Source organism: Mesorhizobium sp. (assembly GCF_017306585.1).
GTDB lineage: Bacteria > Pseudomonadota > Alphaproteobacteria > Rhizobiales > Rhizobiaceae > Mesorhizobium.
Genome location: NZ_JAFKIC010000191.1, coordinates 1 through 13,989 on the forward strand (window position 1 = coordinate 1; position 13,989 = coordinate 13,989).

At 65.0% G+C, this 13,989-nt stretch carries 16 protein-coding genes; 9 read left to right on the forward strand and 7 right to left on the reverse strand.

Going from position 1 to position 13,989, the window contains the following annotated elements:
* The 3 genes from J0I79_RS23270 to J0I79_RS23280 form a co-directional block, all read left to right on the forward strand.
* Window positions 1-318, forward strand: a 318-nt coding sequence (locus tag J0I79_RS23270; protein ID WP_292864566.1) for an HlyD family efflux transporter periplasmic adaptor subunit, incomplete at its 5' end; no start/stop codon positions are given.
* Window positions 315-1,235: an ABC transporter ATP-binding protein gene (locus J0I79_RS23275; protein ID WP_292864569.1), complete on the forward strand. Its 921-nt coding sequence runs from the start codon at window positions 315-317 to the stop codon at window positions 1,233-1,235. The genes J0I79_RS23270 and J0I79_RS23275, both read left to right, overlap by 4 nt.
* Window positions 1,232-2,368 (forward strand): ABC transporter permease, encoded by a 1,137-nt coding sequence (locus J0I79_RS23280; RefSeq protein ID WP_292864572.1) that lies wholly within the window; start codon window positions 1,232-1,234, stop codon window positions 2,366-2,368. Before J0I79_RS23275 ends, J0I79_RS23280 begins: the two co-directional genes overlap by 4 nt.
* Window positions 2,369-2,877: 509 nt before the next feature.
* On the opposite strand, the gene J0I79_RS23285 is transcribed toward J0I79_RS23280, so the two are convergent.
* Together J0I79_RS23285 and J0I79_RS23290 are read right to left on the reverse strand one after the other, a co-directional pair.
* Window positions 2,878-3,852, reverse strand: a complete 975-nt coding sequence (locus J0I79_RS23285; protein WP_292864575.1) for a threonine/serine dehydratase — start codon at window positions 3,850-3,852, stop codon at window positions 2,878-2,880.
* 296 nt (window positions 3,853-4,148) lie between these two features.
* Window positions 4,149-4,472: a hypothetical protein gene (locus J0I79_RS23290; protein WP_292864578.1), complete on the reverse strand. Its 324-nt coding sequence runs from the start codon at window positions 4,470-4,472 to the stop codon at window positions 4,149-4,151.
* A 174-nt stretch (window positions 4,473-4,646) separates the two neighbouring features.
* Between J0I79_RS23290 and mbfA the strand changes: the two genes are divergently transcribed.
* On the forward strand, window positions 4,647-5,630 hold the full coding sequence (mbfA, locus tag J0I79_RS23295) for an iron exporter MbfA (protein WP_292864582.1): 984 nt from the start codon (window positions 4,647-4,649) through the stop codon (window positions 5,628-5,630).
* 164 nt (window positions 5,631-5,794) lie between these two features.
* Here mbfA and J0I79_RS23300 read toward each other — a convergent pair whose 3' ends face one another.
* From J0I79_RS23300 to J0I79_RS23310, 3 genes are all read right to left on the reverse strand, one after another.
* On the reverse strand, window positions 5,795-6,139 hold the full coding sequence (locus J0I79_RS23300; RefSeq protein ID WP_292864585.1) for an antibiotic biosynthesis monooxygenase: 345 nt from the start codon (window positions 6,137-6,139) through the stop codon (window positions 5,795-5,797).
* Window positions 6,136-6,468 (reverse strand): NIPSNAP family protein, encoded by a 333-nt coding sequence (locus J0I79_RS23305; RefSeq protein WP_292864588.1) that lies wholly within the window; start codon window positions 6,466-6,468, stop codon window positions 6,136-6,138. The genes J0I79_RS23300 and J0I79_RS23305 overlap by 4 nt, the downstream gene beginning before the upstream one ends.
* 88 nt (window positions 6,469-6,556) lie before the next feature.
* On the reverse strand, window positions 6,557-6,772 hold the full coding sequence (locus J0I79_RS23310) for a DUF1127 domain-containing protein (protein ID WP_292864591.1): 216 nt from the start codon (window positions 6,770-6,772) through the stop codon (window positions 6,557-6,559).
* Between the two features lie 68 nt (window positions 6,773-6,840).
* Between J0I79_RS23310 and J0I79_RS23315 the strand changes: the two genes are divergently transcribed.
* Window positions 6,841-7,515 carry a winged helix-turn-helix domain-containing protein gene (locus J0I79_RS23315; protein ID WP_292864594.1) on the forward strand — a complete coding sequence of 225 codons (675 nt, stop codon included), beginning with the start codon at window positions 6,841-6,843 and terminating at the stop codon, window positions 7,513-7,515.
* Window positions 7,516-7,565: 50 nt separating this feature from the next.
* Here J0I79_RS23315 and ligD read toward each other — a convergent pair whose 3' ends face one another.
* Complete coding sequence (ligD, locus tag J0I79_RS23320) at window positions 7,566-10,079, reverse strand: DNA ligase D (RefSeq protein ID WP_292864597.1); 2,514 nt, start codon at window positions 10,077-10,079, stop codon at window positions 7,566-7,568.
* Between the two features lie 12 nt (window positions 10,080-10,091).
* A complete protein-coding gene (locus tag J0I79_RS23325; RefSeq protein ID WP_292864599.1) occupies window positions 10,092-10,964 on the reverse strand; it encodes a Ku protein in 873 nt (290 codons plus the stop codon).
* A 357-nt stretch (window positions 10,965-11,321) separates the two neighbouring features.
* On the opposite strand from J0I79_RS23325, the gene J0I79_RS23330 reads away from it, so the two are divergent.
* From J0I79_RS23330 to J0I79_RS23345, 4 genes are all read left to right on the forward strand, one after another.
* The gene (locus tag J0I79_RS23330) at window positions 11,322-11,462 is read left to right on the forward strand and encodes a hypothetical protein (RefSeq protein WP_013892047.1); all 141 of its coding nucleotides are present in this window, start codon (window positions 11,322-11,324) and stop codon (window positions 11,460-11,462) included.
* Window positions 11,463-11,642: 180 nt separating this feature from the next.
* The gene (locus J0I79_RS23335) at window positions 11,643-12,113 is read left to right on the forward strand and encodes a DCC1-like thiol-disulfide oxidoreductase family protein (RefSeq protein WP_292864603.1); all 471 of its coding nucleotides are present in this window, start codon (window positions 11,643-11,645) and stop codon (window positions 12,111-12,113) included.
* 219 nt (window positions 12,114-12,332) lie between these two features.
* Window positions 12,333-12,701, forward strand: coding sequence for a YciI family protein (locus J0I79_RS23340; protein WP_292864606.1), 369 nt, complete (start codon window positions 12,333-12,335; stop codon window positions 12,699-12,701).
* A 7-nt stretch (window positions 12,702-12,708) separates the two neighbouring features.
* The gene (locus J0I79_RS23345) at window positions 12,709-13,953 is read left to right on the forward strand and encodes an RNA polymerase sigma factor (protein ID WP_292864609.1); all 1,245 of its coding nucleotides are present in this window, start codon (window positions 12,709-12,711) and stop codon (window positions 13,951-13,953) included.
* Window positions 13,954-13,989: the final 36 nt, after the last annotated feature.

A 13,989-nucleotide genomic window follows, 5' to 3' on the forward strand; every position in this document is an offset into this window, starting at 1 on the left:
ACGGCGGGCCCGACCGCGCCCGTCGTTTCGGTGCTGCCCGACAGAGCGGTCAAACTCAGCGTCTATATACCGGAAGCATCCTTCTCCTCGGTCAAGATCGGCAGCCTGCTCAGCGTCCGCTGCGACGGCTGCGGCCCGGACGTGAAGGCGCGCGTCAGCTATGTCTCGCCCGATCCCGAATTCACCCCGCCGGTCATCTACTCCCTGGAGAACCGCCAGAAGCTGGTCTACCTCGTCGAGGCGCGTCCGGAGGGCGATGCCGGCCTGCTGCAGCCCGGCCAGATCGTCGACGTCGACCTCGCGGATATCGGCAAGTGAACGCCATCGACGTCCATGGCCTGGTCAAACGCTTTGGCGACAAGACCGTCGTCGACCATGTGACGATGTCGGTCTCCGAGGGCGAGATCGTCGGCTTCCTCGGCCCCAACGGTTCGGGCAAGACCACCACCATCCGCATCATGTGCGGCCTGCTGACGCCGGACGAGGGCGAAGGCACGGTGCTGGGTTTCGACATCCGCACGGAGTCGCTCAGGATCAAGCGTGAAGTCGGCTACATGACGCAGAAATTCTCGTTCTACGAGGATCTGACCATCGGCGAGAATCTCGAATTCGTGGCGCGGCTCTACCGGCTGAAACCGGTCGAGCAATATGTCGTCAGGACGTTGGAAGAACTCGGCCTGACGTCGCGCCGCAACCAGCTGGCGGGCACGCTGTCCGGCGGCTGGAAGCAGCGGCTGGCGCTGGCCGCGTGCATCATGCACAAGCCGAAGCTGCTGCTGCTCGACGAGCCGACGGCCGGCGTCGACCCGAAGGCGCGGCGCGAATTCTGGGACGAGATCCATCGCCTTGCCAGCGGCGGCCTGACCGTGCTGGTTTCCACCCACTATATGGACGAAGCCGAGCGCTGCCACCGCATCAGCTACATCTCCTACGGCAAGATGCTGGCCACCGGCACGGTGGCCGAGGTGGTGAAAAATGCCGGCCTGACCACCTTCGTCGTACAGGGTCCGCGGCTCGCCAAGGTGGCGGAAGAGCTGCAGGGCCGCCCCGGTGTCGACCAGGTGGCGCCGTTCGGCGCCACGCTGCATGTCGTCGGTTCCGACCGCAAGAAACTCGAAGCGGCGCTTGCCGACGTCGAGAAGACGCATGAGGGCGTGACGGTGACGCCCGGCGAGACCAGCCTCGAGGATGTCTTCATCCAGTTCATGTCCGGCTCGAAGGACAATATGGCATGAACAGTGTCTTTTCCTTCGCCCGGCTCGGCGCCTTGCTGATCAAGGAATTCATCCAGATGCGGCGCGACCGCATCACCTTCGCCATGATGCTTGGCGTGCCGCTGCTGCAGCTGGTTCTGTTCGGCTTTGCCATCAACAACGATCCGAAAGGCCTGCCGACGGCGCTGGTGGCGATGAGCAACGACCAGTATACGCGCGCCATGGTCTCCGCGCTCCAGGTAACGGGATACTACCGTTTCGACCATGTTACCGATAGCGCCGAGGAGGCCGAGTTCCTGATGGCGCGCGGCGATGTCTCCTTCGTCGTCACCATCCCGGCCGACTTCGCCAAGCGGGTCGAGCGCGGCGACAATCCGCAGATCCTGATCGAGGCGGACGCGACCGATCCTTCGGCCGCGAGCGGCGCCATTTCAACGCTGAGCACGGTGGCGAGCCAGGCGCTGCTGCGTGCCCAGGGCATGCAGGCGGCCGCCGCCGAGAATGCCAGGCAGCAGCTTCAGGTGGTGGTGCACCAGCGCTACAATCCAGAAGGCATTTCGCAATACAACATCGTGCCCGGCCTGCTCGGCGTCATCCTGCAGATGACCATGGTGATGATGACAGCCATGGCGCTGACCCGTGAAACCGAGCGCGGCACGATGGAGAACCTGCTCGCCATGCCGTCCAGCCCGGCCGAGATCATGCTGGGCAAGGTGCTGCCCTTCCTTGTCGTCGGCGCGGTGCAGGTCGCTGTGGTGCTGGTGGCGGCGAAGCTCCTGTTCGATATCCCGTTCGTCGGCAGCCTGACGCTGCTGTTGTCGTCGGTGCTTGTCTTCGTGCTGTCGCTGGTGCTGCTCGGCTACACCATCTCGACCATGGCCCGCTCGCAGATGCAGGCGATGCAGCTCACCTTCTTCTTCTTCCTGCCGTCGCTGCTCCTGTCGGGCTTCATGTTCCCCTATCGCGGCATGCCGGGCTGGGCCCAGGCGCTGGGCGAGATCTTTCCGCTGACGCATTTCCTGCGCATCACCCGCGCGGTCATGCTGAAGGGCGCTGACTTTCACGCCATCGCCGCCGAGATCGGCTGGCTGGTCGTGTTCGTGCTGGTGTTCGCGGGCACCGCCCTCTTGCGGTTCAGGCGCACGCTCGACTGATCAGCGCCTGGGCGGGCCCTGATGAATGCCAGCCGCAGCAATTCGTCAGCGCTGTTGGCGGGCAGCTTTTACGGGCACGGATGTGAAACCGAGCACGTCACCGCAGTGACATCGGAGAGCTTTTCGCGCTTGACCAGCCGCGGCTTCACATAAGTCTTCTTCATATTTGCCTCCAGCTCCAGGGACGGCCATCGCCCATGGCGACGCATTGATCATACAGGAATCCACGGCAATCCGCATCAGGCCGCACGAAGCGTGCCGGAATCGAGAAAACCGTGGAGCGGCCAACCGATCAGGGACATGGATTGGAGGGCGTGCACAGGATCGCTGTTACCCTGGAAAGCTTCTGGCGCTTGACCAGCAGCGGTCTCTCGTAAATCTTCTTCATGCTGTCTCCCACTGAGGCAAGATGATTCCATGCCTGCTGTGAGCATACGGGTGCCCGCACGGGTTCGCATATCCCGCGCGGGGGATGCCCGCCGCATCGCGCCGCGCAGCGACGCGCGGTCCTACGCGGCCATGATTCCGGCGTAGGTGGCGAAGTCGACATTGCCGCCGGAGAGCACCACGGCGACGCATTTGCCGGCGAGGTCTATCTGGCCGGACGACAGCGCCGCGAGCGCCACGCAGCCGCCCGGTTCCACCACCAGCTTGAGCTGGGCCATGGCGTCGCGCATCGCCTGCCTGACGGCATCCTCGGAGACTGCGATGGCGCCGGCGAGGTTGCGGCGGTTGATCTCGAAGGTGATGATGCCTGGCTCGGCGGTCAGGATCGCATCGCAGATCGAGTTGTAACCGGGGTCGTTGGAGACCCGGGCCCCGGCGGCGAGCGACCGGCGCGTGTCGTCGAAATGCTCGGGCTCCACCGCCCAGACCGCCGTGCCGGGCGATGCGTCCTTGACCGCGATGGAGATGCCGCTGCTCAGGCCGCCGCCGCCGCAAGGTATGGCGACGGCATCCAGCGATACGCCCAGCGCCTTCGCCTGGCTCATCAGTTCCAGCCCGATCGTGCCCTGGCCGGCAATGATGGCCGGATCGTCGAAGGGCGGAACCAGCGCCATGCCCTTGTCCAGATAGGGACGAACCACTGTCATGCGGTCGTCGCGAAAGCGGTCGAACGGCACCACCTGCGCGCCCATCCTGCGGACATTGCCGATCTTCATCGCCGGCGCATCGGCGGGCATTGCAATGACGGCCTCGACGCCGAACATGGCGGCGGAAGCCGCCACGCCTTGCGCATGGTTGCCCGAGGAGAAGGCGACGACGCCTCGGCCGCGCTCCTCGGCGCTCAGCGACGACAGCTTGTTATAGGCGCCGCGGAACTTGAACGACCCGGTGCGCTGCAAGGTCTCCGGCTTGAACAGGATGCGGCCGCCGAAGCGTTTGTTCAGCTCGGCGGATTCGAGCAGCGGGGTTTCGACGATCAGCCCGGAAAGTCGGGCTGCGGCGGCATGGATGTCGGCGATGCCGGGAAGGGTGGTCATGGCGGATCCCGTACGAATGTGATGCAGCCATCGTGCACGCAAAGGGCGGCGATGCCACCGAAAAAATGTGACGGGTACAATGTTGGGCGGGAGGGTAGCCAACGTCACGGCGGCACGCCCCTCTCTGTCCTGCCGGACATCTCCCCCTCAAGGGGGGAGATTAGCAGCTTCGCCGTTCCGCGATTCTTTGAATGTTGGAGATTGGCGAAACCGAGGGACGAGAGCCGATCTCCCCCCTTGAGGGGGAGATGGCCGGCAGGCCAGAGAGGGGCGTGCAGCCGTGACGTTCACCCAATTTAGCCAAGCAGCGTCCTCTGCCGCTTCGTTCCGCCCAGCTTGCGCCAGCTGTTGAAGCGGTGGGTGGCGGCGGCGAAAGAGATCTTCATCTGCTGGGCGACCGAATAGCGCGATTTACCCTCGTCGAACATGCGGTAGCAGCACTCGACGCCCTCTTCGGTCAGCTTGCCGTCGGGCGCCTTGTTGTGCGGGTTGGCGGGGTCGAATTTCTCGACCTGCTGCTCGACCAGGCCCTTCAGCCGTTGCAGGTCGGCCTCGATGCTGGCGATGAGATCGAGGACTGGTTTCGGATCGTAGGCATGCTCTGGCTTCTTCGCCGTCATCGGCTCGTTCCTCGCTACGGGTTGGCTATACATATAGGTGAACATTCGCTGATAATGAAGTGCGGCTCGCATGCCGAGGCTTCAACAATTGTTGACCCGCGACGCGGCGGCGCAATTGACCTGAGGCTCTGGGAACCCTAGTTTAGAACTATTCTAAACTAGGGTAATTTCCTCATGCTTTCCCGTGTCTTCGGCTTCGGCCGCCGCCCTTTCGATTCGCTCTCCGAGCAGGAGATCCTGGCGCTCGCGATTTCGTCGGAGGAAGATGACGGCCGCATCTACCGCGCCTACGCCGACGGGCTGGCGGAAGCCTTCCCGCAATCGGCCAAAGTGTTCGAGGCGATGGCCGAGGAGGAGGATGGCCACCGCGATGCGCTGATCGAACTGTTCCGCAAGCGCTTCGGCGAGCGCATCCCGCTCATCCGCCGCGAGCATGTGAAGGGCTATTACGAGCGCAAACCCGACTGGCTGGTGCGGCCATTGGGCATCGAGGCGGTGCGTCGCCAGGCCGAGGCGATGGAGCGGCAGGCCTATCTGTTCTATGTCGAGGCGGCCAAGCGCACGACAGATGCCTCGACCCGCAAACTGCTCGACGACCTGGCTGCGGCCGAGCAGGGCCATCAAAGCTCGGCGCACGACCTCGAACAGAAGCATGTGACGGGCGAGGTCAAGGAAGAAGAAGCCACCGCCGAACAGCGCCAGTTCATCCTCACCTATGTGCAGCCTGGGCTGGCGGGCCTGATGGACGGCTCGGTGTCGACGTTGGCGCCGATCTTCGCCGCCGCCTTCGCCACGCACGACACCTGGCAGACACTGCTAGTCGGTCTCGCCGCCTCGATCGGCGCCGGCATCTCGATGGGTTTCACCGAGGTCGCGTCGGATGACGGCAAGCTGTCGGGGCGAGGCTCGCCGATCAAGCGCGGCCTCACCGTCGGCATTATGACGACGCTGGGCGGCCTCGGCCATGCGCTGCCCTATCTCATCCCGCATTTCTGGACGGCGACCGCCGTTGCCGCCGTGGTCGTGTTCTTCGAACTGTGGGCCATCGCCTTCGTCCAGAATCGCTACATGCAGACGCCCTTCCTGCGCGCCGCCTTCCAGGTGGTGCTGGGCGGCGCGCTGGTCTTCGCGGCGGGCGTGCTGATCGGCAATGCGTGAGTGCGGTTCTTCCTTCTCCCCCTGTGGGAGAAGGTGGATCGGCGCGTCAGCGCCGAGACGGATGAGGGGTGTTCCAGCGGAGTGAGGCGTTTGTGTTCCCTGGAACACCCCTCATCCGTCGCCTTCGGCGACACCTTCTCCCACAAGGGGAGAAGGAAGAGGCGCTAGCCATTGACCGCCCGGCTGTCGGCCGGCGCCTCGTCCCGCTCGGTCAGTCCATAGTCGCGCACCACATGCGCGATGCGCAATCGGTAGCCGGCAAAGATACCGCCGCGCCCCGCCTGTTGCGCCTGCCGGTGCTCTTCGGTGTTGCGCCAGGCCTTAACCGCCTCCTCGTCGCGCCAGAACGACAGGGACAGGATGCGGTTGGGGTCGGCAAGGCTCTGGAAGCGCTCGATGGAGATGAAGCCGTCGATGCCGTCGAGCAGCGGCCGCAACTGGGCGGCGATACCAAGATAGGCCTCGCGGCGGCCCTGCGCCGGCTCGACCTCGAAAATGACGGCGATCATGTCTTCACCAGAGGCGCGTGCGGGCCCGACGCCAGTTTCAGGAACATGCGGTCCTCCTTGAGGATGAATCGTTCGCGGCGGGCGAATTCGTAGTTTGCCTTGCCGGCGGGATCGGCGGCAAGCCGGGCGCGATAGGCCTCGTAGGCGGCCAGGCTTTCGATGTTGTAGACCGCATAGGCCGTGGTGGCCGAACCCTCATGCGGCGCGAAATAGCCGATCAGGTCGGCGCCGCAACGCGGAATGGCCTGGCCCCAGTTGCGCGCATACTCCTCGAAGGCCGCCTTGCCGAACGGGTCGATCTCGTATCGGATAAAGCAGGTGATGGTCATCTCGGTCTCCTTGATTGGCTTTGCATCGATGCTTCGAGCGGCATCGAAACGTCGTGCCGCCAGGATTTGCTAGGCAACGCCGTGGCGGTCAGGCCTGCCAGAAGGATTTCGCGCATTCGCGGCGCACGTCCTGCGGTGTCAGGCCGAGGTCCCGCAGCAGGTGGTCGTCGATCTCCCGGAGGTCGCTGCGCTGCACATGCCGGTCATACCAGCGGGCCAGCAGGCGGGACCGGACCCAGGTCAGAAACGGGAACGGTCTGCGGCCTGGGAGCGGGACTGGGGTAGGGGCGGTTCGGGCGGTCATCGTCGTCTCCTTGATCTGACCGCAGGATAGTGATTATCTGGCGAGAATACTTCGATAAGGATCAAACCATGCGTGAAGGACCCGACATTGCCCGCATCGCCAGCCTGATCGGCGACCCGGCCCGCGCCAACATGCTTTCCGCGTTGATGGGTGGCACCGCGCTGACGGCGAGCGAACTGGCGCTGGAGGCCGGCGTATCGCTGCCGACCGCCTCCTCGCATCTGTCGAAACTGATGGAGGGCGGATTGCTGACCCTGGCCAGCCAGGGTCGCCATCGCTACTACGGTTTGGCCGGCCCGCAGGTGGCGGGCATGATCGAAGCCATTACCGGTGTCGCGGAGGCCGTCGGCCCCAAGCGGGTGCGGCCGGGTCCACGCGATGCCGCCATGCGCGTGGCGCGCGTCTGCTACGACCACCTCGCCGGCGAGCAGGCCGTGGCTATGCTCGACCGTCTGGTCGAGAAGGACATCCTGCTGCGCAATGAGAACGAGATCAGGCTCGGCCCGTCGGCCGCCTCGCATTTCGCGGCGATCGGCATCGATGTCGATGCCAAACCGCGCCGCCCGGTCTGCCGCGCCTGCCTCGACTGGAGCGTGCGCCGCTCACATCTCGCCGGCACGCTGGGTGCGGCGATTCTCGACAAGATCCTCGCCGAGAAATGGGCGCGGCGCGAGAAGGACAGCCGCGCGGTGGTGTTCTCGCCGCCGGGCAAGCAGGCGTTCGAGCGGGTGTTTTTGGGGTAGTCTGCGGAGACGTCGGCGCGAAGGATCGCCGCGCTGACCTGCTGCGCGAACTACCCCCGCTTCAACACCTTCCCCGCCTCGAAAAACCCCTTCCATGGATCGGCTTCGGTCAACTGCTTCGCGGTCGTCTTGTCGCCGATCGGAAAAGCGTTCGGCGCCAGCCCGGCCTCAATCTCGGCCCATGTCACCGGCATCGACACGGTGGCGCCTTTCTTGGCGCGCGACGAATAGGGCGCCACGGTGGTCGACCCTCTGCCGTTGCGCAGATAGTCGACGAAGATTTTTCCCGTCCGCGCTTTCTTCGACAGCGTCGCGGTGTAGCGATCGGGAGAAGCCTGTTCGAGCGCCTTGGCGAAATCATGGGCGAAGCTCTTCACCTCATCCCAATCCGCCGACGGTTTCAGCGGTACCAGCACGTGATAGCCCTTGCCGCCCGATGTCTTGACGAAATTGGGCAGCGCCAGTTCGTCGAGCCTACCCCTGATATCGAGCGCCGCCTCGCGCACCATTTTCACGTCCACGCCTTCGTCGGGGTCGAGGTCGAAGATGATCTGGTCCGGCTGTTCGAGCCTGTCGGTCGTGCAGCCCCAGATATGGATTTCGACCACGCCGTACTGGACGAGCGCGGCAATGCCGTCGAAATCCCGCACGAACAGGATTTCCTCGCCGTCGGCCGGGTCCTTCATCCGCGCGATCTTGTCGCTCATCCCGGCCGAGGCATGTTTCTGGAAGAAGCGCGGCCCGCCGACGCCATCGGGCGCCCGCACAAGGCTGAGCGGCCGGTTGACGACGAACTGTTCCATGCGCGGCCATATCCGTTCGTAATGGTCGAGCAGCCCCTGCTTGGAAATCTTCTCGTCGGGCCACAGCAGCTTGTCGGGATGGGAAAGCTTTATGCTCGTCGCCGTCGTCCCGGCGGACTTGCCGCCGCCGTCCAATGAAGATTTCGCCTTGGTCGGGCTCTTGGCCGCAGCCGCCTTGGGTTTTTCCTGCACGACTTCCTCCGCCGGCTTGTCCTCGCGCAATCCCTGGAACGAGGCATGGCGTATTATACGGTCCGAGGTCCAACTGCGGAACTCCACTTCGCCGACCAGTTCCGGCTTGACCCAGACCAGGCCCTTGCCCTTGGGCACGGCGGTGTCGAAAGGCGATTCCTTTGCCTTGAGCGCATCGAGCTTCTTCTTCAGCGCGTTTGCGCCTTTGGCCGAAAAGCCGGTGCCGACCCGGCCGGCATAGCGCAGCTTGCCATCTTCATTGTAGCCGACCAGCAGGGAGCGCAGTCCGCGCCCCGTCTTTTCCGACGGCAGATAGCCGCCGATGACGAACTCCTGCCGCGCCGTGCATTTCGATTTCACCCAGGACGGCCCGCGACCGCTGCGATAGGGCGCGTCGGCTCGTTTGGAGACGACGCCTTCCAGACCCATGCGGCAGGCATGCTCAAGCATGACTTTGCCCGGCTCGGCGAAATGGTCGGAGAAACGCACCGCCGAATTTTCCTGTTGCTTGCCCAGCAGTTCCTGCAGGGCCTGTTTGCGTTCGACCAGCGGCTCCCCGCGCAAGTCCCGGCCGTCGAGCCGCATGAGATCGAAGACATAGTAGACGAAGAGGTTGGTGCGCCTGGCCGACAGATCCTGCTGCAGCAGCGCGAATGAGGAGACGCCGCTGTCGGCCAGCACGACGATCTCGCCGTCGACGATGGCATCGCAGCACTTCAGGCCGGCCAGCTCGGCGACGATCTCCGCGCCGAATTTCTCTGTCCAGTCGAGGCCTGTACGGGTCAGCAGCTGCACATCGGCCCCGGCGATCTGCGCCTGCATGCGATAGCCGTCGAATTTCACCTCGTGCAGCCAGTCCTTGCCCGGCGGCGCTTCACGTTCCAGCGTCGCCAGCTGTGGCTCGATGAATTCGAGTTTCCCGCCCGGAGCTTTCGCCTTACCTTCGGCGGGCCTGTCCGAATGCCAGACCTCCGGCTTCTTGCCCCTGGCCGTTTTGCCCTGACCGACTTCCTCGACCGTCAGTCCGGACTTCACCGATTCCGGCGCCTCCTTCAGAATGTCCTCGCCGGGGCGCGCGGCGGCATCGTCCGATTTGATCAGCAGCCAGTTGTCGCGCTTCTCGCCCGGGCGCGGCTTCAGCCGCACCAGATGCCACAGGCCTTGCAGTTTGTGGCCATGCAGCTCGAAGCTAATATGGCCCTTCTTCATCGCCTTGGCCGGGTCGCCCTCGGGCGCCCATGTGCCCTCGTCCCAGACGATGACCGAGCCTCCGCCGTATTCGCCCTTCGGGATCGTGCCTTCGAACGGCGCATAGTCGATCGGATGGTCCTCGACGTGAACCGCCAGCCGCTTCTCATGCGGGTCGAGGCTCGGGCCGCGGGTCACCGCCCAGCTCCACAGAACGCCGCCATGCTCGAGCCTGAGGTCGTAGTGGAGCCTTGTGGCGGCATGCTTGTGAATGACGAAGATGCCGCCGGCCTTGTCTTTCGTACGCCGGCTCAGCTTGCCCGCCGGTTCGGCGGTCTTCTTGAAGTCGCGCTTGGAACGATATTGTTCGAGACCTGCCATCTGCCTGCCGCCTCAGGCCGATTTGCGCTTTGGCGCCGCCGGTTTCGGCTTGCGGGCCTTGGGCGCCGTCCTGGTCTTCGCTGCCGCCTTGCCGGCCTTTCCGCCGCCGTCCGACGACAAGCTCTTCTTGAGCGCGTCGAAGAGGTTGACGACATTGGACGGCTTGGGGGCGGCCTTGGCTTTCGGCGCCTTGTGCCCGGCCTTCCTGGCCCGGATCAGTTCCAGCAGCGCGTCTTCGTATTTGTCGTCGAATTTCGACGGATCGAACTTGGCCTTCTTCTTGTCGATGATTAGCTCGGCAAGCTCCGTCATCTCCTGGTCCGTCTTCACCGCCTTGATATCGCCGAACACGGTTTCGGGCTGGCGCACCGTGTTGTCGTAGCGCAGCGTGGTCAGCACCATGCCCTTGCCGAGCGGCTCGATGACCACAGGACGTTCCCGGTTGTAGAGCACGATACGCGCCAGGCCGGCCATCTTCTTGCCCGCCATGGCGTCGCGGATGACCGCGAAGGCCTCTTCCGACACCTTGTCGGCCGGCGCGACGTAATAGGGCGTATCGAGGTAAATCTGCTCGATCGAGGCTTTCTCGACGAAACCGTCGAGGCTCATCGTATGCGAGGATTCGATCTCGACAGCCTCGATCTCGTCTTCCTCGATATGGACGAAGTCGCCATCGTCCAGTTCGTAGCCTTTGATTTCGTCGCCTTCGCCAAGCGGCTTGCCGGTCTCGGCGTCGACATAGATCCGCTTCACCGTATTGCCGGTCTTGCGGTTGAGGATGCGGAACGAGACCTTCTCGGTATGCGTGACCACATTGGTGAGCTCGATGGCGCAGGTGACCAGCGAAAGCTTCAGATAGCCTTTCCAGGCCGGGCGCGGCGCCATGGCAAACTCCTGTGGTGACAGGTCGAGAACGGGCAAGTTCCATTCCAGTTCCAGGCCGATGCAAGCCCCGGCGGCCCGCCGGGGCCGCTGGAGCAAGGAAATTCCCTGCGCCGTCCGAAAGCTGAAACAGAAACGCGCGCAGGCGACATTCAAACGAAACATATGTGATGCAAAAGTCACACGGGCTGGAATGGCGACAAAAGGCTTGGAAACACCCCGAATCAGCCGCATTCCGGCCACGATCCGACGGGTTTTCGACCAGAAATTAACATCACGTTCACCGACTATTCACGCCTCGATGCTATCGTTCTCGCAATTCGGAAGGGACATCCGAAACCGGGACAGGGACCAAGTAAAATGAACTTCCTCACGCACCTCATCGGCTACGCCGCCGCCATCCGCGAATTCGTCGCGCCGACCTATCGTCCGGAGCGCTATTACATGCGCGGCCCCGGCCCGGCTTGCGCCCGTCGCGGCACCTCGCTCGGCGCGCACTGACCATGACTTTCGAAGTCAGGCACAACAGCCGCATCTGCAGGCCGGGCGCCGAGTCCCGCGCCACCACCTACCGCGCCGAGCGTCCGGTCCTGCTTGACCGGCGGCGTGCGGCATCGCCGCGTCTTTGACCTCGCCATCGGCTGGCTTAATGTCCCGGGGACATAAGCAGCCGAGGCCAGCGTGACCGACCTTCCCGAGTCCAGTCCGCCAGTACCAGTCCGCCCTGTTCCATCAGATGCAAGCCATGTCGATGCCGGCCAGCCGCTGATCGTCTTCGACGGCGTCTGCGTCTTCTGCTCCGGCTTCGTGCGCATGGTGCTGAAGCTCGACCGCAAGGCCCGCTTCCGCTTCACCGCCGCGCAGTCGCCGCTCGGCGAAGCCCTGTTTCGCCGATACGGCCTGCCGACCGACGATTACGAGACCAATCTCGCCCTCGTCGGCGGCGTCCCTTTCACCCGCCTCGACAGTTTCGTCGCCGTCATGTCGGCACTCGGCTGGCCGTGGCGCGCGGCCAGGCTCCTGTTGCTGCTGCCGCGCCCGCTGCGCGACTGGCTCTACGACCGCGTCGCCAAAAACCGCTATGCGCTGTTCGGCAGGAAGGACAGTTGCGACATCCCGCCGGCGGAACTGCGCGGACGGTTCATCGGGTGAGAACTCTGGGGGCTTGATCGCTGTCGCGACTGGCTGAGAGCCATCGACTCCGCGACGCTCCGAAGCAGCCGTCTCGGCCCCTGCTGGTCAGCTCCGCGCTTGCACAGTGCGCGGGAGAGGCCGAAAGATTTTTCCAGCACCTGTCGAAATCGGCCGACGCCACGCGACATACGTCCGGCCCCGCAAGGACGCGGCCTTCCAAACCACGGGAGAAGACCCATGCGATACATAATCCTGATCAACAGCGACGAAGCCGCGATGGCGAACATGCCGGTCGAGAAGATCCAGCAGATGAGCGCGGCCTATGGCGCCTATACCGAAGCGCTGAAGAAATCCGGTGTGTGGCTGGCCGGCGAGCGGCTGCGCCCGAGCCAGGCGACCACTTCGGTACGGGTCGCCGACGGCAAGACCAGCGTGATCGATGGTCCCTATGCCGACACCAAGGAACAGCTTGCCGGCTTCTACATGATCGAGGCGGCCGATATCGACACCGCCGTCGAATGGGCGGCGCGCTGTCCGGCGGCCAGCGTCGGCACGGTCGAGTTGCGGCCGATCTGGGAAATGGCCGACTACATGCCCAAGCAGTGACCTTGTGATGGACGACAGCCCGCGGATCGCCCGGGCGGCCGCCGAAGCCGCCGCCCGGCAGAGCTACGGCAAGCTGCTGGCATGGCTCGCGGCGCGCTCGCGCGACGTGGCCGCCGCGGAGGATGCGCTGGCGGACGCCTTTGCCGCGGCGCTGGAGCGTTGGCCGCGAAGCGGCGTGCCCGAAAGGCCCGAAGCATGGCTGCTGGCGGTGGCGAGACGCCGCGGTGTCGACGCCGTGCGGCGCAGGCTGACCAGCGAAGCCGGGCGCGAGCATCTCAGGCTGATTGCCGAGGAGGCGGAGGCACGCATGACCGACGAGGACCTGCCCGACGAAAGATTGCGGCTGATGTTTGCCTGCGCCCACCCGGCGATCGATCCGGCCGTGCGGGCGCCGCTGATCCTGCAGACCGTGCTGGGTTTCGACGCCGCCGCGATCGGCGCCGCCTTCCTTGTCCCGCCGGCAACGATGGGCCAGCGCCTGGTGCGCGCCAAGAGCCGCATCCGCGAAACCGGTATTCCGTTCCGCGTGCCGGAGCGGGCCGAACTCGGCGAACGGCTGGATGCCGTGCTTGCTGCCATCTACGCCACCTTCGCCGAAGGCTGGCTGGATCCGGCCGGCACCGAGACGCGGCGCCGCAACCTCGCCACGGAAGGCATCTGGCTCGGCCGGCTGGTGGCGTCGTTGCTGCCGGAGGAGCCGGAAGCGCTCGGCCTGCTCTCGCTGATGCTGTTTGCAGAGGCGCGCCGCGCCGCGCGCCGGGACGCGTCCGGCGACTATGTGCCGCTCGCCGAGCAGGATCATGCGCTTTGGGATCACGCTTTGGTCGACGAGGCGGAAGCCTTGCTGCGCCGCGCAGCCACCTTGGGCGCCATCGGCCGCTACCAGTTGGAGGCAGCGGTACAGTCCGCCCACACGGCGCGACGGCTGACGGGCCATACCGACTGGGAGGCGATCCGCGAACTCTACGACGCGCTGCTCGCGGTCGCGGCATCGCCGGTCGTGGCGATCAACCGCGCGGTGGCGATCGCCGAGGTCGAGGGTGCGGTGGCCGGACTTGCCGCCCTCTATGTGCTGGGAGACGACAAGCGGCTCGACGACTATCAGCCCTTCTGGGCGGCCCGCGCCGGCCTGCTGGCCAGGCTTGGTCAGGTGCCGCAGGCAACCGAGGCCTATGACAGGGCGATCGGCCTCGAGCGTGACCCCGCCTTGCGCCGCTTCCTGCAGGAAAGGCGCGCGGCGCTCCGGCACTGACGCGTCATGCCGGCCACGGGCGCCGCCACGCCATGA

Bases quoted from the DNA above. Each gene is read 5' to 3' on its own strand.
- J0I79_RS23280 (WP_292864572.1), top strand. From the start codon at position 1,232: ATGAACAGTGTCTTTTCCTTCGCCCGGCTCGGCGCCTTGCTGATCAAG.
- J0I79_RS23285 (WP_292864575.1), bottom strand. From the start codon at position 3,852: ATGACCACCCTTCCCGGCATCGCCGACATCCATGCCGCCGCAGCCCGA.
- J0I79_RS23290 (WP_292864578.1), bottom strand. From the start codon at position 4,472: ATGACGGCGAAGAAGCCAGAGCATGCCTACGATCCGAAACCAGTCCTC.
- mbfA (WP_292864582.1), top strand. From the start codon at position 4,647: ATGCTTTCCCGTGTCTTCGGCTTCGGCCGCCGCCCTTTCGATTCGCTC.
- J0I79_RS23300 (WP_292864585.1), bottom strand. From the start codon at position 6,139: ATGATCGCCGTCATTTTCGAGGTCGAGCCGGCGCAGGGCCGCCGCGAG.
- J0I79_RS23305 (WP_292864588.1), bottom strand. From the start codon at position 6,468: ATGACCATCACCTGCTTTATCCGATACGAGATCGACCCGTTCGGCAAG.
- J0I79_RS23310 (WP_292864591.1), bottom strand. From the start codon at position 6,772: ATGACCGCCCGAACCGCCCCTACCCCAGTCCCGCTCCCAGGCCGCAGA.
- J0I79_RS23315 (WP_292864594.1), top strand. From the start codon at position 6,841: ATGCGTGAAGGACCCGACATTGCCCGCATCGCCAGCCTGATCGGCGAC.
- ligD (WP_292864597.1), bottom strand. From the start codon at position 10,079: ATGGCAGGTCTCGAACAATATCGTTCCAAGCGCGACTTCAAGAAGACC.
- J0I79_RS23325 (WP_292864599.1), bottom strand. From the start codon at position 10,964: ATGGCGCCGCGCCCGGCCTGGAAAGGCTATCTGAAGCTTTCGCTGGTC.
- J0I79_RS23330 (WP_013892047.1), top strand. From the start codon at position 11,322: ATGAACTTCCTCACGCACCTCATCGGCTACGCCGCCGCCATCCGCGAA.
- J0I79_RS23340 (WP_292864606.1), top strand. From the start codon at position 12,333: ATGCGATACATAATCCTGATCAACAGCGACGAAGCCGCGATGGCGAAC.
- J0I79_RS23345 (WP_292864609.1), top strand. From the start codon at position 12,709: ATGGACGACAGCCCGCGGATCGCCCGGGCGGCCGCCGAAGCCGCCGCC.